Genomic DNA, 21884 nt, shown 5'->3' on the forward strand with positions numbered 1-21884 from the left:
TTTAGCTGTTTTTAGTTCGGTGATTTATACGCCTTTTGAGTTTTTCCAAGACATAATATACACAAGGGATAACCATCAAGCTCATCAAAGTAGAAGTAACCAAACCTCCAATTACAGCAATAGCCATCGGCGAACGCAGAGAAGCACCTTCACCAAAATCAAATGTCATCGGAAGCATCGCCAAAACAGTAGTCAGCGTAGTCATAATAATAGGTCTGATACGTTGTTGTCCCGCTTCCACAATCGCATCGGTCAATTCCATTCCCGCCTGGCTAAGCTGATTGATACGGTCTACTAAAATGATAGAGTTATTGACAGCAATACCTCCCAACATCACAATACCGATGACCCCCATCATGTTAATGGTTGTTCCTGTAATGAAGAAAAGTAAAATAGCACCTACTACAGCTAATGGAATAGTCAACAGAATCGTGAAAGGATGCAATAATGATTCGAACTGAGAAGCCATCACCATATAGACAAGCACTACAGAGAGTATCAGAGCAAACAATAGGCTATTCATAGACTCCTGTCTCTTCTCCTCTTCTCCGGTTACCGTAATAGTATAATTTGCAGGCAGGTCAATTTCCTTAACCGTTTGACGTACCTCCTCTGCTACTTTATCCAGTGACTTACTGGCATCCATATTCGCCATTACTTTACCAATGCGGCTCTGATTGCGGCGCAATATCTCTTTAGGAGCCTGCCCATGAGTAATTGTGGCAACTTCCTGTAATAAAAACTCTTGTGTACCACTTTTGATTACGAGCGACCCAAGCGAACTCAAAGGTATGTCCGGAACTTTAATTACGATATCACGCATCTCCCCGCGATATTCCATTTTTCCAACCTCCTTGCCACTTAATTGCTGCTTTAACTGTTCAATAACTGTAGCCACACTTAAGTTGTTAATGCCAGCTATGGTACGGTTAATGGAAATGACAACTTCTGGTGCGCCATCTTCTATAGAAGTACTTACATCATATAGCCCGTTTACTCCCAACATTTTATCTTTTACCTCTTCAGTGATTTCTGCGATCTCATCCAGTTCCTCACCTTTAACCTCCACAATGATAGGAGCTCCTTCACTACCTAAAAGCGAGCTCAAAGAGTTCTCATCCTGCCGGATCGTTACTTCCAACCCATCAGGATTCTTCGCAGACTCAACGAATTGAGCAATTACCTTTTCTGATGAAAGAGCACATTCCGGCGAAAGAATCACTTTCATCATTGCCGTATTTTCTCCCTCAAAGATCGCATTTTCAGACCCGCTTCCTTCTCCGACGTGACTATATACCGTACACAATGAATCACCTCCGACAATAGTATATAACAAATCTTCTAAATTGCCTACCGCCGCAGAAGTACGTTCCATCTGTGTACCTTCCGGCATTTTAACGACAGCTGTAAAAGCTTTGCTCTCAGTTCGAGGCATAAATTCAGTTCCAATATACGGAGTCAGCAAACCTGTTACGATAAGTAATAATATTGCAGTGCCAATCACCCACCAACGATGATGAACCAAATTACGAAGTATTTTGCTATATCCCGTCATCCGGATTGATTTCACCTCCTCCATCTTCACTTTCTTACCGGAAAGCTGGATATAGAGCATCGGTATCACCAAAATAGCTACGAATAAAGAAGACAAAAGTGAAAAAGTAACCGTCCACGCTTGATCCTTGAACAATTCACCTGAAGCTCCGTGAAGATAAACGATCGGAAGAAATACGACAATAGTCGTCAAAGTAGAAGCTATTACCGCATTGGCAACCTCAGCAGTTCCCGTAATAGCAGCCTCCTTGGCACTCAGCCCTTTCTCCTGATTTCGGAAAATACTTTCTATCACTACAATGGCATTATCCACCAACATACCTGCACCAAGAGCAAGTCCTCCCAACGTCATAATATTCAATGTAAGTCCATTGAAGAACATCAGATTGAAAGTAGCCACAATCGAAATTGGAATAGCAAGACTGACAATTAATGTCGTCCCCATTCGACGAAGGAATATGAACAATACAACAATAGCAAGAACTACCCCCAATAAAGCACTACTTTTTACCTCCCCAATCGCACTTTTTATAAACGTACCTTGATTAGAGATCACTTGAAAATGATAACCGGGGAGTGCACTCTCTATTACAGCCAACTTACGGGTTACCTCATCCACCACTTTCACCGTATTAAAACGCATCTCTTTATAAATAGACAAACCGATGCTACGCTGACCATTGATACGAACGATATTCTCCGGACGAGCATTCATAAACTGCACAGTTGCTATTTCTTTCAAAAAGATAGGTGCTTTATTTGCATCAGCAGCTTCGGAAGAGTTGTTTCCAGAAGTGCTTTGTTGCTGCACCGGCTTGTAACCCACAATCAGATTCTCAAAATCAGCCTCCGTTGTGAACAAACTTGAACTCTTTACTAAATATTGCAGCCCTAGTTCACTAACCTGCCCCCCGGATATACTCTGGTTGTTTGATTCGATACGGGAAGCGACATCCTCTATCTTTAGCTGGAATGCGTTTAGTTTATAAGGATCTGTTTGAATAGTCAACGTACTCACTTCCTCTCCCGAAAGAGTAACTTCGGCAACCCCCTCCAAGCGGATCAATTCATTCCGGATATAACTTTCGGCTATTTTCCGCAGTTCCGCCATATCTGTAATACTCTGATGCGACATACCTACCAGCACTACGGGTGACAGATTGGCATCATGCTGAGTAATTTTCAACTCAGTGATATCCTTGTTTTGAGCGAATGGATTCATCGCTTTCTGTAAATCGAGGAAAGCTTCATCCATATCTTTTGTCCAAGTATACTCAACAGTGATTCGAGCAGTTCCCGCCTTGATCACGGAAGAAACCTGCGTAACATCACTCTGCCGGATAGCCATAGACTCCATATTCTTCACAAATTGTTTTTCGATTTCCTCAGGAGGACGTTCGCCAGCCTTCAGCTCGATAAACAAGCGTGGATTGTTCAGATCGGGCAATAAGTCTACACTCAATTGATCGTATGATACTTTTCCCAACAACAAAAGGGCAAATACAATCATACAAATCGTAACCGGATTGCCTACTGCAAATTTGATTATATTCTTCATACGTGTTTCCTATTTTTGAGAGGTGTGTTTGTTCATCAGACTAACAAATTACTTTTGGATTTTCACTTTTGCGTCTTCTTTCAATGTCTCAAAACCTCTCACTACCAGATTATCGTTCACATTAAGACCGGACAAAACTTCAATGTTATATTCATCCTCCAAACCGGTTTCCAGATTACGTATCTTTGCAGTATTCTTTTCAACTACATATACATATTTACGACGACGATTAGACAAAATGACGTCTTTGGAAATAATAATAGAACTATCAGCTCTATCCACCACAATGTCTGCTTTGGCAAACATCCCCGGTCGCAGTTTCAGCTGATCATTATCAATCAGGACTTTTCCCTTAAAAGTACGCGTCTCTGTACTGATTGCCGGGGATAATTCGCTGATTTTCCCTCTCAATGTGTCACCAGGTATAGTGTAATGAGTGATATACACCGGTTGTGATTCCTTGACATAACGAATACTGCTTTCCGGCAAATTAATATCCATGTACATCTTGTCATAAGCCATCAGACTTACCATTGGTTTACCTTGCTCGACTTTACTGTCGGATGTATAATGAGGTAAATCAACAATAACTCCATCAAATGGAGCTATTACTTTCATCTTTTCCAGATTAAGCTGAGCATTATCATAATCATAGCGAGCACTGGTCACTTTTACTTCTGAATTCCGCATTTCCCCCACAGTTACTCCCCCCTTTTCATAAAGAGCCTTCTGCTTGGTTTGCTCTTGCTCTGCAATCTCAAGACTTAACTTTTTAGCATCAATAGCAATTCCATTTTCATACTCTCTATCTTCCAATTTAATAATCAGTTGTCCTTTACTTACCCGGTCTCCCATTTTAAAGGGTTTTCCAGTTCTCGGATTGTTCTGAAGTTTATAACTCCCACTCATTTCTGAGTTCAAAGACACCCCATAAGTAGGCTGTACAGTCCCAGTTGTATTTATTAATTTACTGATCGATCCTTTTTTAAGTTCGATTACAGATACAGGAGTAGCAATGTCATTAGGTGCATTTTGCGGTCTTTGGCCACAGCTCATTAATGATATAGTTACTAATAAAGTAGATGCAATTAAAATGTGATACTGTTTCATGGCATGCTTATTTTTTATCGATCATATCTTTCATTGGAACAATAGGACTATTTGTATCAAAGTCATATAATGAAAGAATTTTGAGGTTAAGTAATTCTATTCTGTAATTAATCAATGATTGCGTATAAGCGATTTTTTGATTTGAAAGCTGAGTTTGGAATTGACTCATTTCCATACCGGTAATATCGCCCTCCCGATAACGAGTTTGATTCAAATCATATGTCAATTGAGCGTTCTTCACATTCTGCTCAGCAATCTTAATCTGTGTCCTTAGATTCTCAAGACTACGCCATACTTGACGGATATTCAGTTCAATATCCACTTTCTCTTCATGAAATTCAAGCTCATTTATCTGCTGTGCTATTTGTTGCGCTTTGATTCTAGCTCTTTTTTCCCCCCAATCAAAGATAGGAACAGAAAAACTGACTGAGATACGTGGATTTTGTGTCGGATTATCAAACATCTTATTCAAATTCTTATTATCACCGGTCAATCCGAAAGATAAAGACACATCTCCTTTAAATTCATTCATGGCCTTTGTCTTAATCATATCAAATTCCAGTTCCTTAGTTTTAATTTCACGCTGACGAAGTTCAAGACGTGACCCAAGTCCATGCGTAATAGCTTGCTCTAAATCCACTTGGATCGGTTTAATATCGACTTCAGCAAACACAAGGATATCTTCATCCAGATTCATTCCCAGTGTCTGTTTGAGCCTGTCTTTTGCATTCTCCAGATTAACCATTCTTTCGTCTACAGACGAACGTGCTGTGGCGAGATTCAATTCAGCTTGATAGAGTTCATCTTTGGCAGCTAAGTCAGCTTCTACTTTATTTTTCTTTATTTCATAACTCTGCTGGACATTGACCAATTCTTCACGACTAATTTCCAGATTACTTTGCGCCATATAAACAGCATAAAACTGATCAGTAATACTTTTCTCCGTATTCAGACGTTGCAAAGCATAACTGATATTGGCATTTTCATAATCATACTCTATTTGCTTCAATTCCATTTTTCGTTTGTTGTAAGTGAAAATAGGTTGGGTTAATTGAAGACGAAGATTATTATTGAATACTTGGCTGTTTCTCTCATCATCACCCGAGATTGAGTTATTTTTCTGCCACCCAAAGGTATTAATTAAAGAAACGGTACCGTCGGTCCATAAAATAGGTTGCTCCACCCGGAAGGTTCCACTTGTATTAAATGTTTCTCCGGTATACCAACTAGAATTAAAAGAGTCAAAGGATCTGTCCTTACTATAATCCATCGGATTCAAATCCAATGAAAACCGTGATTTTAAAGAAGCCTTCTGTGCCAACAAATTCTGTTTATATCTCTCCAAATTCATGTAAGAACTACGTAGAGAAGGACTATTCTCTTGCGCAATATCCATTGCCTTATCAATCGTTAATGGTATTTGTCCTTGCGAAGACAAGGTAAGTCCCATAAAGGCTACGACTGTCAATAGCATCCTTTTTAATAGTTGTAAGTCACTTTGCATATAGTTTGCTGTTTTTTAATGATTATCGTTTCACTATTTTAACCGCATCGGCTGTAACAGATCTCAATTTACATTCATCTGTCAGCACGACACGAATCGTATCGGAATTAAAGAAGTAAGTCCCGACTTGCTCCCATCCTTCATTAGCTTTTCTCATGTTAATATAAGCATCTTCCACATCATCGTCGTACATCACTTTAAAGTGATATTCCCCTCGTGCACGATTGTTCCATCGCAATTCATTATCTTTATATACATGGTAAAACAAATCATACTGGCCAGATTCCGGTACAGGAACTTTCCATGTAGCAGTCTGACTACCATCCCCACTCTTAATCACATATGCTGATCGAATATATTTTCCATAATATCCTGCATTGGTAGTAGCCGTCCATTGCAAAGGCGGACGCCACGGAGGCACACCGGCATATTTAAAGGAAGTATCCTCCACTTCATCTAACCATTTTGGTAAAAGTCCTACAACCGCAGGAGTGGAAAGAACGAAAAGTGTAGAATCCTCATTATCCACAATGACTTCTCCCGGCAAATCAAATGAAGATTCCGGTAATACATAGATACTATCTTTAACTAATTTATTTTTTTCCTGTTTGAAATTACCAATAGACTGTTCAATTACATTTGGAAGATTTCCAGAGACCATCGTATTGATTTCAACATTACGGATTTGTTCTTCCCAAACCGACACAAACTCTTTGCTCGTATGAGCAGGCATCCTTACTTTCGTACTAGCTCTGGGATCGTCTAAAGCCTGGTTCCACCAATTATTTTGACGAATCTCGATATGAATAATTCCGTCATAATCAGAGTTATTACTAATCATCATTCTTAATACAAATTTATCCTCTCCACCCCTATCCACAACTTTAGTCAATTCCGGAGTTCCAATAGAGTAAAAAGGAAGAGGGGTAGTTTCTTCCCATTCTTTCAAAGATGAACGAATATCCGTTTTGCTTATACTTCCCAATGTATCAAGCATATTTTCAAATTTTATATTCAGAAAAGTATTACGTTTCAACAACGAATACAGTGAATCTCTGAAAGCCTCTACACCTATATTTATTTCAGGCACGGCAAAAAGACGACTTGCCTCAAGACCAACAATATTATTTTGCAAATCGCGTAGCTCCACATCAGCTAACAGCTCTTTGAATGTATGCTTCTCCAACAATAAAATGGCCTTTTCATTATTACTAATGCCATTAATCTCGCGTTCCCATCCTCTATTCTCCGATTTTTTTTGCAAATATAATTCGATCACGCGATTAGCCACCGGCCACTCCGATGAGAATATATTATAACGAAAATTGTAAATCTGCGGAAAAAGGAAATAAGGATTTGCCTCAGCTGAAAAATTGGTTCGTCCTCTACTACCTAATGAAAAGTTGTAATTGCCTTCTGTTCGCATAAAAGTCCAGGCAAAATTATTAAATGTACGCATCTGTGCCTCTACCACAGTAATTTCACGGTCTCCATGTTTTGACCAACGAATTTGATCTTTTACTTCCCTCTTAACATCCAAATTTAATAAGGATCCTTTTTCAGGAAATAATATCATTTCCGGTTGCACAGTTTCCTGCGCTTGCGACCACGCACGTTCATAACTGTCAAATTGTACTGGTACTTCTATAATAGAGAATCGTTTGAAAGGATATTCCAATTTATAATCTCGTTCTAACTGTTCTTTTACATTACGTATAAGCCAAGGAATAGTATCTTGGATGGAATCAAAAACTGCTGTGAAATAATCATGATCTTCTAAATGCCAAATGCTACATAAGATACTATCCGAATAGACACTTTTCTGCTGGTAGTTTCCTATAATCAATGAAATCGTTTGAGAAGGAAAGTCTCCCTTAAATGTATAAACTCCCTGTTCATCACTCTTTCCTTCACCCTGAGATAGAGGGACCAATCCTGGAAGTGGTTTAACTTTTAAATTATAATTGCTAAAATAAGTTTGTTGCCAATCGGGAGTTTTATCACTATAACTCGTTCCTGCACGAGGATACCAATATGTTTCAGGTGTCAGTAACAAATAATTATTTGTCTGAAAACAGTATTGCTTATCTATATTAAACAAAAACCTCTTTCTAGGGGCCTGCAACATTTCTGGTGGAATATCCAAATAGCAAAACGATTTGTCTATTTGTCCGTCATATTCGAATGTCACAGAAACTGTATCTCCTTTTGCTACATTGGTTCCGAAATCCACTAATACAATTTGCTTGTCACGTTTGAATTTAAGCGGGTGTTCTCCGGAATGAACCGAATGAATGTTTAAACCGGGATTCAAACAAAACGTAAATACGTTTGAAGATTCCAAGGCAGTTCCTATCATTGTAACCTCCGAAGAGAAGTTATCTGGGTGTTGTTCTACCGAAAGATCGTATTGATATATAGCCATTTTTGGAGTAGCCACATACTGATTATTGATATTGGTATACACCGCCCGTATATCACTTTGATATAAAATGGAATGTATATGCCAATAACCCGATGTAAAACTTAACAAAATTACACCGAAAGCAAGAAACATCCATGAAATATTACTCCGGGAAGAGTTTGGCAAACGGCGGAATAGACATATTGTAAAAAAGACAAATGCCAATCCGGCAAATAAATAGATAGCCCGATGATTCAAAATTACTCCCAAATTGGAAAATCCTACAATAGTAGATTTCACCAAAGGAAGACTATAAGCCATATAATCAAAAAGGTAATAGAACTTATCTTCAATATAGAAAACAGTCAATCCGATATACCCTAATAATATTACGAACGTTAGTGCCTGGTTTTTCAAAACCAACATTAGAAAAATAGACAATCCAATAATAAAAATAAGAGTAGGAACACTGATTAGCAGAAAATAAATGATGTAAGACATCCAATCCACCTCTCCTGATGTCAGATTAAATGCTGCCGTAATACCAATAACAATCAAGTTCAGGATCAGAAACACACGTAGGTTTCCCCAAATCTTACCAATAACATACTCAGCATTACTTAACGGACGGACATAAAAAACTTCCGATGTATCCAACTTTTTGTCCCTTTTCAAAAAATCAGAAGCCAAAAAGATAGCTATGACAGCCTGTCCTGTATTTAATAACAATAAGATTAAATATGGAATATTTGACGGAATAGACGTAGCAATCCATACCCTTCCCATATCTTCCGACACGAATAACCCGAAATTTAAAAAAGCAACGATACTTACAGCAAGCACTGTAAACACCCTAAAGAACCAACTTCTTATTAATAATTTGCTTTCATATTTTGCTACTGATTGTATATTAGAGATAAAAGTCATAACAGCATATCATGTTTAGTCGTTTGTCCAAAGGTTTAATTTATTCTCCATATAATACACATAAGCATGTTCCAAATTTGGAGGAAACGGCTCCACTTCATATCCTTCTACTTTATCAGCAACTACCTGTACCTCCCATCCCGTGCCCGATGGAATAGTAGAAATTACCGGATATTTTTTATCAATCTCATGCAACTGGTCCCCCTTAGCTTTAATCCTCCATACCTTACCCTCTGCTATCTTCAGCATTTCTTGCGGAGAACCATTAAAAGAAACTTGTCCACGATTCATCAACGCCATATTATTACAAGTACTTGAAATATCCCCTACAATATGGGTTGATAAGATAATAGTCACATCATTCTCACTGACTTCAGAAAGAAGGTTACGGAAACGGATACGTTCTTCCGGGTCAAGTCCGGTCGTAGGCTCATCAACGATGATAACTTTAGGATGATGTATCAATGCTTGTGCAATTCCCAGGCGTCGTTTCATACCTCCCGATAGTTTATTGGCATATCGTTCGCGGACATCGAACAATCCTACATTCTCAAGCATTTCATCCACAGCCTGTTTTCTCTGTCTGCTATGGGTCATTCCGGACAGGCGTGCCGCATAATCCAGAAATTCATACGTCTTATATTTAGCAAAAAAACGAAAATCCTGAGGAAGATACCCTAAAATACCACGGATCTCTTTCCTGTCTTTCATTAAATCATATCCACAAATTTCAACTTGTCCGGAAGTAGGTTCCATGAGAGCTACAAGGATACGCATTAAAGTCGATTTGCCGGCACCGTTAGGTCCTAATAATCCGAACATCCCTGAAGGGATTTCCAAATTCACATCTTTCAATGCATGGTTTCCGTTAGGATATATTTTATTGAGGTTTTTAATAGTAATACTCATGACGTGTTTTTTGTCCTATGTTGTAATGACCGCTAAAGATAGACTTTATTTACATAATACAGGCAACAAACACGATGATTAACATACATTAATAATACAATAACCTTTCAAGTTCTTTGGTTTTGCACTCAATTTCATATTCACAAACACTAATGTCCGAAATAGAATTCCGAAACGTTTTTGATTTTTTTTAATCTTTGTGCAAAGATTCGGTTTACCAATCACCCGTTCGTAATTAGAAGGCGACGGACACAACCACTGATAGAATGGCGAACAAATTGCCCACCAGCGAGATTTCCGAAAGATACAGCGACTGCCGGGCATTCCGGGCAAACTGCACGACCCGCATCCAGTCTGCAACAGTTTCAGTTGTCGACGAATATATTAATTGCTTATGCAGCCATTCGTCTCCGGACGCGCTCCCATTCAGATAGAACACCATGTTGTGTAAGTTCTGTATCACACTCCCATCAGCACCTTGCCGGTGTAACCATTCGTAAAACAACTGCATAATAGCCGTTGTCGCGTGTGGACTTGCCGTTGGAAATGACGATCAATGCCCGCTTGCCCGGCATGGGTTGCACATGAAGGTTGTTCAACTGTCCTGTCCCGAAAAGAATGCGGGTAGGAATCGTGCCGCAACCGGCCTACCACCGGATGACGCTGGGATTTTATGCGCTGTTTCTCAAGAAGATGAAGCAATACTCGTTTTTCTCCTACGCATCCAACGAGGCATTGCATCTTTCGACGGAGGAACGAATCATCCTCCAAGATTACATGGAGAAGATTGTCCGTGAGTTACAGCATCCCATCGACAAATTTTCCAAGTCGCTGATTGTTTCCAACATCGAGGTGCTGCTCAACTATTGCATGCGTTTCTACGAGAGGCAGTTCATCACGCGTGAGGACATGAATCACGATGCGTTGGCACGTTTCGAGCGGCTGTTGGATGATTATCTCTATTCAGGGACGGCAACAAGGGAAGGAATCCCGACCGTAAAGTATTTTGCTGACAAGATTTGTCTTTCGCCCAATTATTTCGGAGATTTGGTGAAGCAGGAAACGGGGAAGACAGCACAAGAATATATACAACTTAAAATGATAGAGATAGCCAAAGATGCTATTCTTGACCCGAACCTGAATACAAAACAAATTTCTGATATGTTAGGCTTTCAATATCCGCAGCATTTTCTGCGTTTCTTCAAGAAGCAAGTAGGATACACCTAAAGAGTATCGGGCACAAAATATTGGAATTTCGTAATAAAAGTATCTCTAAAAACACAAAGGAGGCAGGGTAAACGCATTATATTTATGTATATTATAGTATAATATTATAAACTAATTACATATATTAGTTATTTCATTATTAGTCATATATTATTTTTATCATTCATTATTTATTTGTATATTTACATATAAATAAACCCTAAAATGAATTTCATTAGCCTTTGTAAACAAATGGAAGATCCCCGTATTGACCGAAATAAAGAACACTCATTGGAGGTAATCGTTTATATAGCTTTATGCGCTGTTATTTGTGGCAGTGAAGGCTGGAATGAAACACACATCTGTTCCGCATAAAATTCATAGAAATTCTTACTCTCCACAGAAAACTATCGTATAACGTCAGATTATTTCTCGGAATAGATTTAATCATATGGATATTCCTACGGATGAAGAAGGTATGAATCCAATCGTTAAAGCACCCACCCACAGCATAGATTATCTACTTTTGTAACGAAAGCCGATTCGTTCCACCTAGGTAGAACGAAAGGAATACCCAGGTAGAACGAAACGGACACCCAGGTGGAACGAAACGATAACCTAGGTAGAACGAACCAATATTAACAATCAAATCCCTTAATATTAGAATATGAGTGCTTTATATGATTTATTCGAGAATCCCCCTATTGAAAATGGAGAAAAACAATCGCTACACGCCCGCATTGTCTCCAAAGGAACCGTAGACAAAGAAGAGTTTCTGGACCGTGTACACAAATTCACCGGTATCAGCCGCAGTCTATTAACAGGTGCTATGGAAGCCTTTTCCAACGAAGCACGCGACTTACTAGCCGAAGGCTGGACAGTAGAGATGGGTAACTTCGGTTTTCTAACCACCTCATTGCAATGTCCTCCCGTCAATGACAAGAAAGAAGTCCGGTCCACTTCCGTCAAGATGAAAAACATTCATCTTCGTGCAAGTCACTCATTCAAGAAAGAAGTGAGCGATAAAATGAGACTGCAACGCGGAGAATCCCCTATCCGACCGAAAAAAAACAGCATCCCATGCAGACAATTCATCTAAATATAGTTTAGGATGACACAAATTACGGCATACCGGCATATCAAAAGACTGATTGCAGAAAAGAAGCTCCAAAATTTAGGTACTACCCCCCCATTTACACACCGGTACCAAGTAATTACAGAGTGTCCGCAGCCATAAAATACAGATGAAGGGATAACCCTTCACCCGCTCTCTACCTATATATAAAGGATACAGGAAGAAGGTGAAGAGTTGAATGGCATTTTGAACATTTTGCTTTATTTATTCGTCAGAATCAAAGAAAGTCTCTATCTTTACACAAATTATTTTCTATTATTCACTACTAAATGTAAATATTATGGCAAGTAGAAGAGAGCTCAAGAAAAACGTAAATTATATCGCTGGAGAATTATTCACTGAGTGTCTGGTCAACAGTATGTTTATCCCTGGTACTGATAAAGCTAAGGCCGACGAGGTGATGGCAGATATTCTGAAAATGCAGGATGAATTTATCAGCCGCATCAGTCATACCGAACCGGGAAATGTGAAAGGTTTTTACAAGAAATTCAGAGCAGACTTTAATGCAAAAATAGACGAGATTATTGACGCTATCGGAAAATTGAACTAAAAGACAGAATGAAGAAAGCCATTTATAGCTTTATCTATTACCGCCTTTTAGGCTGGAAGACAAACGTTACGGTACCTAATTATGATAAATGTGTAATCTGCGCCGCCCCACACACAACGAACTTGGATTTATTTATTGGAAAACTGTTTTATGGAGCTCTTGGCCGTAAAACTAGTTTTATGATGAAAAAAGAATGGTTCTTTTTCCCGTTAGGGCTTCTTTTTAAGGCAGTAGGCGGGATTCCTGTAGACCGGGGACGAAAGACTTCATTGGTAGACCAAATGGCAAAACGTTTTGCCGAAAGCAAAAAGTTTCATTTGGCTATTACCCCCGAAGGGACTCGTAAGGCAAATCCGAATTGGAAAAAAGGATTTTATTATATCGCTCTCAAAGCACAAGTTCCTATCGTACTGATTGGCATTGATTATGAGACGAAGACGATTTCAGCAACAAAAGCAATTATGCCTTCAGGTGATATTAATAAAGATATGCGGGAAATTAAACTCTATTTCAAAGATTTCAAAGGGAAACATCCTGAGAATTTTGCACTTGGAGAGATATAATTTCGCCATGGAAGATTTTGAAGGGAAATTACTAATAAACCAATGGCATGGATTCCATTCGAATTTCTATCATACAAACCACTATCGTTTGGGAAAATAAAGAGGAAAATCTCCGTTTGCTCCACGAGAAACTGCAAAGTCTCTGTGGAACAACGGAGATTGTTGTTTTACCGGAGATGTTTTCCACAGGATTCAGCATGCAAAGCGAGCTTCTGGCTGAGCCTATTACCGGTACTACTATAATTAGCCTCAAACAATGGGCCTCTCTATATCAGGTAGCTATCTGCGGCAGTTATATAGCAGAAGACAAAGGACACTTTTACAACCGGGCTTTTTTTCTTACTCCCGAAGGAGAAGAATATTATTATGATAAGCACCATTTATTCCGTATGGGACAAGAGAGTGAGCATTTTTCCGCCGGAAATAAACGACTTATAATTCCTTATTTAGGATGGAATATCTGTCTGCTTGTATGTTATGACTTACGTTTCCCGGTATGGAGCCGGAATGTGAACAACGAATACGATTTACTGATATATGTAGCAAACTGGCCGATCCCCCGTCGTCTGGCTTGGGATGTATTGCTGCGTGCGCGGGCATTGGAAAATCAATGTTATGTATGCGGTGTCAATAGAATAGGTACAGACGGATATCATCTTCATTATAATGGAGGCAGTGTCGTTTATTCAGCTCTTGGTGAAGAAATTACTTCGCTTCCTGACGGACAGGACGACAGCACTACCGTTACCATCAATCTAACAACTCTTCAGAGATTCAGAGAAAAATTTCCAGTCTGGAAAGATGCAGACTTGTTCCAACTATGAATCTTAATAAAACAAATGTTAAAAACGAATTATTACAGCAACAATACCTAAAAGTTGGTAGTTAATTATATAGACTTCTTTTGTATCTTTGTCGTTAGAAAAATACACTCGTAAGGACTTTAATCTTACATAACTTAATTAACAACTTTATGAAAACAAATCTTAGTTCTCAAATCACTCTCCATCGGGTCTCCCCCAGATACTACAGACCGGAGAATGCATTTGAAAAATCAGTATTGACAAGACTCGAGAAAATCCCCACAGATATTTATGAATCTGTAGAGGAAGGTGCCAACTACATTGCTTGTGAAATTGCACAAACTATCCGCGAAAAACAAAAAGCCGGACGCTTCTGCGTTTTGGCACTCCCCGGAGGTAATTCCCCCAGCCACGTTTATTCGGAACTTATCCGTATGCACAAAGAAGAAGGTCTTAGCTTCCGCAATGTTATTGTGTTTAATATGTACGAATATTATCCATTAACTACTGATGCGATCAATAGCAACCTTAACGCTTTGAAGGAAATGCTGCTGGATCATGTGGATATCGATAAACAGAATATATTCTCCCCAGACGGCACTATTGCCAAAGACACTATCTTTGAATATTGCCGCTTGTACGAACAACGAATCGAAAGTTTCGGAGGCATTGATATTGCATTATTAGGTATCGGTCGTGTTGGTAACATCGCATTCAACGAACCGGGTTCACGTCTGAACTCCAATACTCGTTTGATCTTGTTGGATAATGCGTCACGCAACGAAGCATCCAAAATTTTCGGAACGATGGAAAATACCCCAATCAGTTCCATCACGATGGGTGTATCAACCATTCTCGGTGCAAAGAAAATATTCCTGTTGGCATGGGGTGAAGATAAAGCCGCAATGATAAAAGAATGCGTGGAAGGCACTATCACCGATACCATTCCGGCATCTTATCTTCAGACTCACAACAATGCACATGTAGCTATCGACCTTTCGGCCGCCATGAACCTGACACGTATCCAACGTCCATGGTTAGTGACTTCTTGCGAATGGAATGATAAACTTATTCGTAGTGCGATTGTATGGTTATGCCAACTGACAGGAAAGCCGATTCTAAAACTGACTAACAAAGATTACAATGAAAACGGTCTGAGTGAACTTCTGGCTCTCTTCGGTTCTGCCTACAATGTAAATATCAAGATATTCAACGATCTGCAACATACTATCACTGGGTGGCCGGGTGGTAAGCCGAATGCTGACGACACCTATCGTCCGGAACGTGCAAAACCATTTCCAAAGCGCGTTGTTGTTTTCTCTCCGCACCCTGATGACGACGTTATCTCCATGGGAGGAACCATACGCCGTTTGGTTGAACAAAAACATGAGGTACATATTGCTTATGAAACTTCGGGTAACATTGCAGTAGGCGACGAAGAAGTTGTTCGTTTCCTTCACTTCATCAATGGATTCAACCAGATTTTCAATAATAGCGAAGATCAGGTTATTAATGAAAAATATATAGAAATCCGCAAATTCTTGAAAGAGAAAAAAGACGGGGATATAGACAGCCGGGATATCTTGACTATCAAAGGGCTGATTCGTCGTGGCGAAGCACGTACCGCTTGTTCTTACAATAATATCCCGTTGGATCGTTGCCACTTCCTGGATTTGCCATTTTACGAAACCGGTAAGATTCAAAAGAATCCGATTAGTGAGGCAGACGTAGAAATTGTACGCAATCTGTTGCGTGAGGTAAAGCCTCATCAGATCTTCGTAGCAGGCGACTTAGCCGATCCGCATGGAACTCATCGTGTGTGTACGGACGCTGTACTTGCAGCTATCGATCTTGAAAAAGAAGAGAATGCCAAATGGTTGAAAGACTGTCGTATCTGGATGTATCGTGGTGCTTGGGCTGAATGGGAAATTGAAAACATTGAAATGGCTGTGCCTATCAGTCCGGAAGAACTTCGCGCAAAACGTAATTCTATCCTGAAACACCAGTCGCAAATGGAAAGTGCTCCATTCCTTGGTAATGACGAACGTCTGTTCTGGCAACGTAGTGAAGACCGTAACCGTGGTACAGCTACTTTGTATGACCGTTTAGGATTGGCTTCCTACGAAGCTATGGAAGCATTTGTTGAATACATTCCACTATAATAAGATGTATTAAAAAAATAGAAGAGTGAGGAGTTCCATACTTCTCACTCTTTTTTTGTTTATTTTTGCAGAGAAGTTCACTATGGATTAGCACTGATTAAACTATTCAGTGTAAATCCAAGAAATGGATTCAGAGTCTAATGAAGATAGCTATAGTGAGAACCTAAAAATTGAATGATGAAAAAAATAATAGTACTTGTCTTATGCCTGACAATGGGTGTAAATTTCCTTTTTGCGCAGGACATTGAAAGAAATGTAAAAGAGCGGCTTACAAATTATTTCAATACATACACCACTACAACGAAAATCAGTACTCCCCAACTGAATAGTTTTGATATCGACTACGATCACAAGACAATGAATATCTATGTTTCAGAAAGTTTTGCCTATCAACCATTTACACCTGAAGCCGTAGAATTAATATATAATCAGGTGATAGCACTTCTGCCCGGTCCCGTACATTATTATAAAATCACAATTTATGCCGATGGTAAGCCGATTGAAGAGTTAGTTCCTAATCTTTACCGTAAGAAGAAAGATAAAGGGCGGATGTCTCTGGACATTGAATACAAAGGCGCTCCCTGGGTGAAAAACGACTCACGTCCTTACGAGATCTCCCGCGGACTGCAAGACCGGCATATTGGATTATGGCAAAGTCATGGAAGTTATTTCAAAAACGACAAAGGTGAATGGGGGTGGCAACGCCCCCGATTGTTCTGCACGACGGAGGACCAATTCACACAGTCTTTCATTCTTCCTTATGTCATCCCGATGTTAGAAAATGCCGGAGCCATTGTTTATACTCCCCGCGAACGGGATACACAAAAGAATGAGATCATTGTAGATAATGATACCCCCAACGCTTCTCTCTATCTGGAAGTTGGAAGTAAAAAAGCTCGCTGGACACCTGCACCTGTTAATGGCTTTGCACAAAAGAAAGCTATTTATCAAGATGGGGAGAACCCTTTTGTCACAGGGACATGCCGAATGATCGAAACAGAAAAGAAGAAAAAGAAAAATAAAGACCAAGCATTTGCCGAATGGGTTCCTACCCTACCGGAAACAGGGAAATATGCAGTGTATGTCTCATACCAGACATTACCCAACAGTGTGAGTGATGCCAAATATCTTGTATTTCATAATGGAGGAGTCACAGAATTTAAAGTGAATCAAAAGATAGGTGGTGGTACTTGGGTATATCTTGGTACTTTCGATTTTGATAAAGGCAACAACGACTATGGTATGGTCATACTCAGCAATGAGAGTAACGAACATGGCGTAGTTTGTGCCGATGCAGTCCGTTTCGGAGGGGGAATGGGGAATATCTCTCGTGGAGGAAGTATTAGCGGTCTTCCCCGTTATCTGGAAGGAGCACGATATTCAGCGCAGTGGGCAGGAATGCCTTATGATGTTTATGCCGGATACAAAGGAAAGAATGATTATTCGGATGACATCAACGTACGTTCTAATACAATCAACTATCTTTCAGGAGGTTCTGTCTACAATCCAAGTCAGCAGGGGCTGGGTGTTCCTTTGGAAATGACAATGGCACTACATAGCGATGCCGGATGCAGTAAAACAGATGAAATTATTGGCTCTCTCGGTATTTATACAACTGATTTTAATAATGGGAAGCTAAATAATGGTGTGGATAGATATGCTTCACGTGACTTAGCAGATATCTTGCTGACTCAGATTCAAAAAGATATTCATGCCAATTACAATCTTCCATGGACACGCCGTAGTATGTGGAACCGTAACTACAGTGAAACACGACTTCCTGCCAATCCGTCTACTATTATCGAACTGCTCTCCCATCAAAACTTTGCAGATCTACAATTAGGACATGATCCGAATTTCAAGTTCACAGTGGGACGTGCCATTTATAAAGGTGTACTACAATTCCTGAGCAGCCAACATGGCAACGAATACGTAGTGCAACCCCTACCTGTAAGTAACTTTGCAGTCCGTTTTGGAAAAAAGAAAAACACATTGGAACTCTCTTGGAAAGGAGAATACGATCCTCAGGAACCAACAGCTCGTCCTAAAGATTATATCGTTTACACACGTATCGGATACGGAGGTTTTGACAACGGAACGTTAGTCAGCAAGCCGTCCTACACAATGAAAATAGAACCGGGACTCGTATATTCGTTCAAGGTAACAGCTGTAAATAAAGGCGGCGAGAGTTTTCCTTCTGAGATCTTATCAGCTTACAAAGCTAAACGTGAACGTGAAAGAATATTGATTGTCAATGGATTCGACAGAATCAGCGGTCCGGCTATTGTCAATACTCCCGATGAAGCGGGCTTTGATTTAAACCAAGATCCGGGTGTTCCTTACCTCTATAATATCTCTTTCTGTGGAGCACAGATCGGATTCGATCGCAAACAAGCAGGCAAAGAAGGTCCCGGTAGTCTGGGGCACAGCGGCAATGAGTTGGAAGGGATGAAAATAGCTGGAAATACGTTTGATTATCCTTTTATTCATGGAAAGGCTATTCAAGCAGCAGGAAAGTATAGCTTTGTTTCCTGCAGTGATGAAGCAGTTGAGAATGGTATCATATCTTTAGAAGATTATCCGATTGTAGATTATATTCTGGGACTTGAAAAAGAGTCTCCGACAGATAAAGCCTATTATAAAACATTCTCTTCTCCGATGCAACGAGCTATTACAAGCTACTGTCAATCAGGAGGTAATCTGTTTGTCAGTGGTGCTTATGTAGGAAGTGATATGAGCGGAACACAGGGGAATCGGGAATTTACAGAGAAAATACTAAAATATGGCTTTCAAGGGAGTCTGACAGACCAAACATCCGGGCAAATTAATGGGCTGAGCCGCACCATCACCATTCCCCGACAACCTAATGAGAAGAGTTATGCCGTATCTTCGCCCGATTGTATAGTACCGTTGTCTCCTGCATTTCCGGTTTTTGTATATGCTCCCGGAAATCAGAGCGCAGGTATTGCTTACAAAGGAGATTACCGGACTTTCGTGTTAGGTTTTCCATTTGAAAGTATCCAATCGGAGACTGACCGTGCGAGTATTATGATGGGAATATTAAACTTTTTCACTCAGAAATAAAAGCATACATCGAGACCACTTTTACAAATCACTTCTTTATTTCTATTTCATACAATGCCACTCCATGTATAGGAATAGAGAAAGTGAGTAATCCCTTTCCGTTCTCTACAGGAAGGATAAAGGAAGGAGATTGTTTCAGTGTAGCACATTGAGTATAGAAAGTCTCTCGACTTTTGAAATAATCTATATATTTTCGGCTTTTTAGCGTTGGAATAGTAGTTACATAACTACTTTTTGACCATCCAAAATCATTATCCGTCATCCCCTGTTCTTTTTGATCACGTTCCCATTCGTCGAAAAAGTTAGAGTCATCATTGATCAGCGTACAAGTTACTTCTACTTGGCGAATATTTTGAGGAAGGTCGTTTATCCGGCAACTGATAGTACGGTCACCTTGTTCAAACACGGAATTGGAGTAAGCATAGAAGAGCAGAAAGAGTTTACATCCCCGTTTGTCAATGGCAGCAACACATCCGGTATTAGAAGCCTCTGTCTGTTGCGGCATTAGCTGAGAAGTTATATTTTCTGTACGAAGACGCTTGTTCCCACTGATAGTGTAGAATAAATTGGCCGTATGAAGCGACACGGAAGGTACACCACCCCATATACCTTCGGAGGTGAACTTCCATTGACTGAAATAATCTATGTCGTAATCGATCATGGTTTCAAACATCCGGGCGTCATAAGCTGCCTGCCACGTGTTGCCAATAGCACGGGGGTCTAGATCTTTCCTATCCGTACCTTGCAAGATACGTCCTTCATCTATTCCATAAATCAGGTTTTTCAGTCCTTCTTTTTCGGCGTGCTTCCTCAAATGATCGATACATTCGGGCAGTGTTTTCTCTGCCGTTTTACCAGGAATGGGATCATAATAAGAAGAGGCGAGATAACAAAGACGTGTTCCCTTCTTTCCGGTACAGTAGTTTTTTCCCCGAGCACAATGCGTGATAAAGTCACGTTCATCCCACAAACCATCCGATACAGTCATGCTATGTCCACCTACACATATATTTTTGCCAACGGACTTTTGCAACGCATCCACTGTATAGTCATACAGTTTAAAATATGCCGTCCGAGTGGCTAGCGGATCATCTCCTACAGAAAACCAGTCTTTGTTTTCGTATTCAGTGAGAACGCCGAAACGCCAGTTCTGTACCTTACTCTTCCCGAATTCACGGACTAAAGCATTTCCTAATTCATACACATATCTATGCCACGTTGCATAGGAATCCGGGGGAAGGAGATTTACACCGAATGATTGACTGATTTTGGGTTCAGTGCAATATTTAAGCGGAACATTTCCTATTTTCAGATGAGGAATCAATCCCTGGGCAACTACATTTCTACACGCTTCGATTAACGGAGTGAAATCGTAATCGTCTGTCACACTTCTGTCTAGTGGTTTCTTAAACAGATCCCGTTCCTCATTCCCTCCTGCTGCCATCATGAACTGGACATACTTTACGAAAGGCAGTTTTTCCCGAAAATAACCTGCATATTCTTTGTCTCTCGGTCCCATCCATTCTTGACGATAGTTCCAGACATTGATGTTATCAGCCATATTGGGAATCATTTTCCCTTTATCAGCCGCATAAACAGTAAACTCCACAGTTTGTGCACCCAGACGAGATGGCTGTGCCTTTAGAGAAATAGTTACGATTAACAGAAATAAAATGAGTTGAATCAATGATTTGATTTTCGGCAACATAGCAATGTGTTTTTAAATCGTTTATACAAAGATAATGAATTCAAAAGGTCCGGATCAAAAAAATACATGCTTTTTTAATCCCTTTTTCATTTTAAATTCTATCTTTGCTCCTAGTAATAACCTTTAAAACTAGAAAACAATGTATACTATACAAGCAAACCCCAGTGGAACACGCAGCATAGAAGTATCTAATGAAAATCTGAGAACTATCGAAAAGTATGCTTTGTTCCGCCATCTTATCGACAGTAATGGCATTGTAGATGAAGACGTATTGGATAAACTAAAACTTAATATCCGTTCCCTGATAGCCAGTCAAGAAGAAGACAGTAGAGATCTGCTAGACCTTTGTATCGATGTGATTTATCATAATAACATGAAAGCATTCGGCCTGCAACAGTTGATTAAGCTCTACCTCACTTGGCTTACTTCTCAGGATACGGAAGAAGAGGAGGAATAATGATTACAGTAGACACTTGCGGAACAACGGCGTATAGTCCATTGATTCCGGCAATCAAAGCGATTTGTGACGCTTCTCCCGGAGATAGCTTAGAAGTTGTTATGAATAATGCCGAAGCTTTCGGAGACTTAAAGGAGTATTTATCCGAACTAGGCATCGGTTTTCGTGAAATCTATGATGGAGAATATATGACTATTCAGTTTGTCATCACATAATTTCCTTCATAAACACGTTTCAGCAAGAACTAATG

At 39.8% G+C, this 21884-nt stretch carries 14 protein-coding genes and 3 pseudogenes; 10 read left to right on the plus strand and 7 right to left on the minus strand.

Annotated features, from left to right (window positions below; translation table 11 throughout):
- Nucleotide 1 precedes the first annotated feature (1 nt).
- From CZ225_RS15470 to CZ225_RS24410, 6 genes and pseudogenes are all read right to left on the minus strand, one after another.
- A complete protein-coding gene (locus tag CZ225_RS15470) occupies nucleotides 2-3112 on the minus strand; it encodes an efflux RND transporter permease subunit (protein WP_077154646.1) in 3111 nt (1036 codons plus the stop codon).
- A gap of 48 nt (nucleotides 3113-3160) precedes the next feature.
- The gene (locus tag CZ225_RS15475; protein WP_077154647.1) at nucleotides 3161-4222 is read right to left on the minus strand and encodes an efflux RND transporter periplasmic adaptor subunit; all 1062 of its coding nucleotides are present in this window, start codon (nucleotides 4220-4222) and stop codon (nucleotides 3161-3163) included.
- 7 nt (nucleotides 4223-4229) lie between these two features.
- Nucleotides 4230-5726, minus strand: coding sequence for a TolC family protein (locus CZ225_RS15480; RefSeq protein WP_077154648.1), 1497 nt, complete (start codon nucleotides 5724-5726; stop codon nucleotides 4230-4232).
- Nucleotides 5727-5748: 22 nt separating this feature from the next.
- On the minus strand, nucleotides 5749-9057 hold the full coding sequence (locus CZ225_RS15485) for a golvesin C-terminal-like domain-containing protein (protein ID WP_077154649.1): 3309 nt from the start codon (nucleotides 9055-9057) through the stop codon (nucleotides 5749-5751).
- A 15-nt stretch (nucleotides 9058-9072) separates the two neighbouring features.
- Nucleotides 9073-9966 (minus strand): ABC transporter ATP-binding protein, encoded by an 894-nt coding sequence (locus CZ225_RS15490; RefSeq protein WP_077154650.1) that lies wholly within the window; start codon nucleotides 9964-9966, stop codon nucleotides 9073-9075.
- Nucleotides 9967-10472: 506 nt separating this feature from the next.
- Nucleotides 10473-10598: pseudogene (locus CZ225_RS24410) on the minus strand (iron-containing alcohol dehydrogenase); the annotation flags it as partial.
- On the opposite strand from CZ225_RS24410, the pseudogene CZ225_RS15500 reads away from it, so the two are divergent.
- From CZ225_RS15500 to CZ225_RS15535, 8 genes and pseudogenes are all read left to right on the plus strand, one after another.
- A pseudogene (locus CZ225_RS15500) lies at nucleotides 10576-11227 on the plus strand (helix-turn-helix domain-containing protein); the annotation flags it as partial. The pseudogenes CZ225_RS24410 and CZ225_RS15500 sit on opposite strands and share 23 nt — an antisense overlap.
- A 170-nt stretch (nucleotides 11228-11397) precedes the next feature.
- Nucleotides 11398-11547 (plus strand): transposase family protein, encoded by a 150-nt coding sequence (locus CZ225_RS15505; protein WP_083714655.1) that lies wholly within the window; start codon nucleotides 11398-11400, stop codon nucleotides 11545-11547.
- A gap of 292 nt (nucleotides 11548-11839) precedes the next feature.
- Nucleotides 11840-12250: pseudogene (locus tag CZ225_RS15510) on the plus strand (HU family DNA-binding protein); the annotation flags it as partial.
- 337 nt (nucleotides 12251-12587) lie between these two features.
- Nucleotides 12588-12857, plus strand: coding sequence for a hypothetical protein (locus tag CZ225_RS15515; RefSeq protein ID WP_077154653.1), 270 nt, complete (start codon nucleotides 12588-12590; stop codon nucleotides 12855-12857).
- 8 nt (nucleotides 12858-12865) lie between these two features.
- Nucleotides 12866-13420 carry a 1-acyl-sn-glycerol-3-phosphate acyltransferase gene (locus CZ225_RS15520; protein WP_077154654.1) on the plus strand — a complete coding sequence of 185 codons (555 nt, stop codon included), beginning with the start codon at nucleotides 12866-12868 and terminating at the stop codon, nucleotides 13418-13420.
- 47 nt (nucleotides 13421-13467) lie between these two features.
- A complete protein-coding gene (locus CZ225_RS15525; RefSeq protein ID WP_077154655.1) occupies nucleotides 13468-14244 on the plus strand; it encodes an amidohydrolase in 777 nt (258 codons plus the stop codon).
- A 149-nt stretch (nucleotides 14245-14393) separates the two neighbouring features.
- The gene (locus tag CZ225_RS15530) at nucleotides 14394-16385 is read left to right on the plus strand and encodes a glucosamine-6-phosphate deaminase (RefSeq protein WP_073349684.1); all 1992 of its coding nucleotides are present in this window, start codon (nucleotides 14394-14396) and stop codon (nucleotides 16383-16385) included.
- Between the two features lie 177 nt (nucleotides 16386-16562).
- Nucleotides 16563-19469, plus strand: a complete 2907-nt coding sequence (locus CZ225_RS15535) for a golvesin C-terminal-like domain-containing protein (RefSeq protein ID WP_077155852.1) — start codon at nucleotides 16563-16565, stop codon at nucleotides 19467-19469.
- A gap of 28 nt (nucleotides 19470-19497) precedes the next feature.
- Here CZ225_RS15535 and CZ225_RS15540 read toward each other — a convergent pair whose 3' ends face one another.
- The gene (locus CZ225_RS15540) at nucleotides 19498-21177 is read right to left on the minus strand and encodes a GH39 family glycosyl hydrolase (protein ID WP_077154656.1); all 1680 of its coding nucleotides are present in this window, start codon (nucleotides 21175-21177) and stop codon (nucleotides 19498-19500) included.
- Nucleotides 21178-21316: 139 nt separating this feature from the next.
- Here CZ225_RS15540 and CZ225_RS15545 point away from each other — a divergent pair, with 139 nt between their 5' ends.
- Together CZ225_RS15545 and CZ225_RS15550 are read left to right on the plus strand one after the other, a co-directional pair.
- Nucleotides 21317-21634, plus strand: coding sequence for a hypothetical protein (locus CZ225_RS15545; RefSeq protein WP_077154657.1), 318 nt, complete (start codon nucleotides 21317-21319; stop codon nucleotides 21632-21634).
- A complete protein-coding gene (locus tag CZ225_RS15550; protein ID WP_077154658.1) occupies nucleotides 21634-21849 on the plus strand; it encodes a sulfurtransferase TusA family protein in 216 nt (71 codons plus the stop codon). Before CZ225_RS15545 ends, CZ225_RS15550 begins: the two co-directional genes overlap by 1 nt.
- The last annotated feature ends 35 nt before the right edge of the window (nucleotides 21850-21884 follow it).

It is taken from the genome of Bacteroides bouchesdurhonensis (assembly GCF_900155865.1).
GTDB classification, from domain to species: domain Bacteria; phylum Bacteroidota; class Bacteroidia; order Bacteroidales; family Bacteroidaceae; genus Bacteroides; species Bacteroides bouchesdurhonensis.

What these genes read in the sequence shown, in the direction of transcription:
- CZ225_RS15520 (WP_077154654.1), top strand. Translation starts at nt 12,866, where the DNA reads ATGAAGAAAGCCATTTATAGCTTTATCTATTACCGCCTTTTAGGCTGG.
- CZ225_RS15485 (WP_077154649.1), bottom strand. Translation starts at nt 9,057, where the DNA reads ATGACTTTTATCTCTAATATACAATCAGTAGCAAAATATGAAAGCAAA.
- CZ225_RS15550 (WP_077154658.1), top strand. Translation starts at nt 21,634, where the DNA reads ATGATTACAGTAGACACTTGCGGAACAACGGCGTATAGTCCATTGATT.
- CZ225_RS15545 (WP_077154657.1), top strand. Translation starts at nt 21,317, where the DNA reads ATGTATACTATACAAGCAAACCCCAGTGGAACACGCAGCATAGAAGTA.
- CZ225_RS15530 (WP_073349684.1), top strand. Translation starts at nt 14,394, where the DNA reads ATGAAAACAAATCTTAGTTCTCAAATCACTCTCCATCGGGTCTCCCCC.
- CZ225_RS15505 (WP_083714655.1), top strand. Translation starts at nt 11,398, where the DNA reads ATGAATTTCATTAGCCTTTGTAAACAAATGGAAGATCCCCGTATTGAC.
- CZ225_RS15480 (WP_077154648.1), bottom strand. Translation starts at nt 5,726, where the DNA reads ATGCAAAGTGACTTACAACTATTAAAAAGGATGCTATTGACAGTCGTA.
- CZ225_RS15535 (WP_077155852.1), top strand. Translation starts at nt 16,563, where the DNA reads ATGAAAAAAATAATAGTACTTGTCTTATGCCTGACAATGGGTGTAAAT.
- CZ225_RS15470 (WP_077154646.1), bottom strand. Translation starts at nt 3,112, where the DNA reads ATGAAGAATATAATCAAATTTGCAGTAGGCAATCCGGTTACGATTTGT.
- CZ225_RS15475 (WP_077154647.1), bottom strand. Translation starts at nt 4,222, where the DNA reads ATGAAACAGTATCACATTTTAATTGCATCTACTTTATTAGTAACTATA.
- CZ225_RS15490 (WP_077154650.1), bottom strand. Translation starts at nt 9,966, where the DNA reads ATGAGTATTACTATTAAAAACCTCAATAAAATATATCCTAACGGAAAC.
- CZ225_RS15540 (WP_077154656.1), bottom strand. Translation starts at nt 21,177, where the DNA reads ATGTTGCCGAAAATCAAATCATTGATTCAACTCATTTTATTTCTGTTA.
- CZ225_RS15515 (WP_077154653.1), top strand. Translation starts at nt 12,588, where the DNA reads ATGGCAAGTAGAAGAGAGCTCAAGAAAAACGTAAATTATATCGCTGGA.
- CZ225_RS15525 (WP_077154655.1), top strand. Translation starts at nt 13,468, where the DNA reads ATGGATTCCATTCGAATTTCTATCATACAAACCACTATCGTTTGGGAA.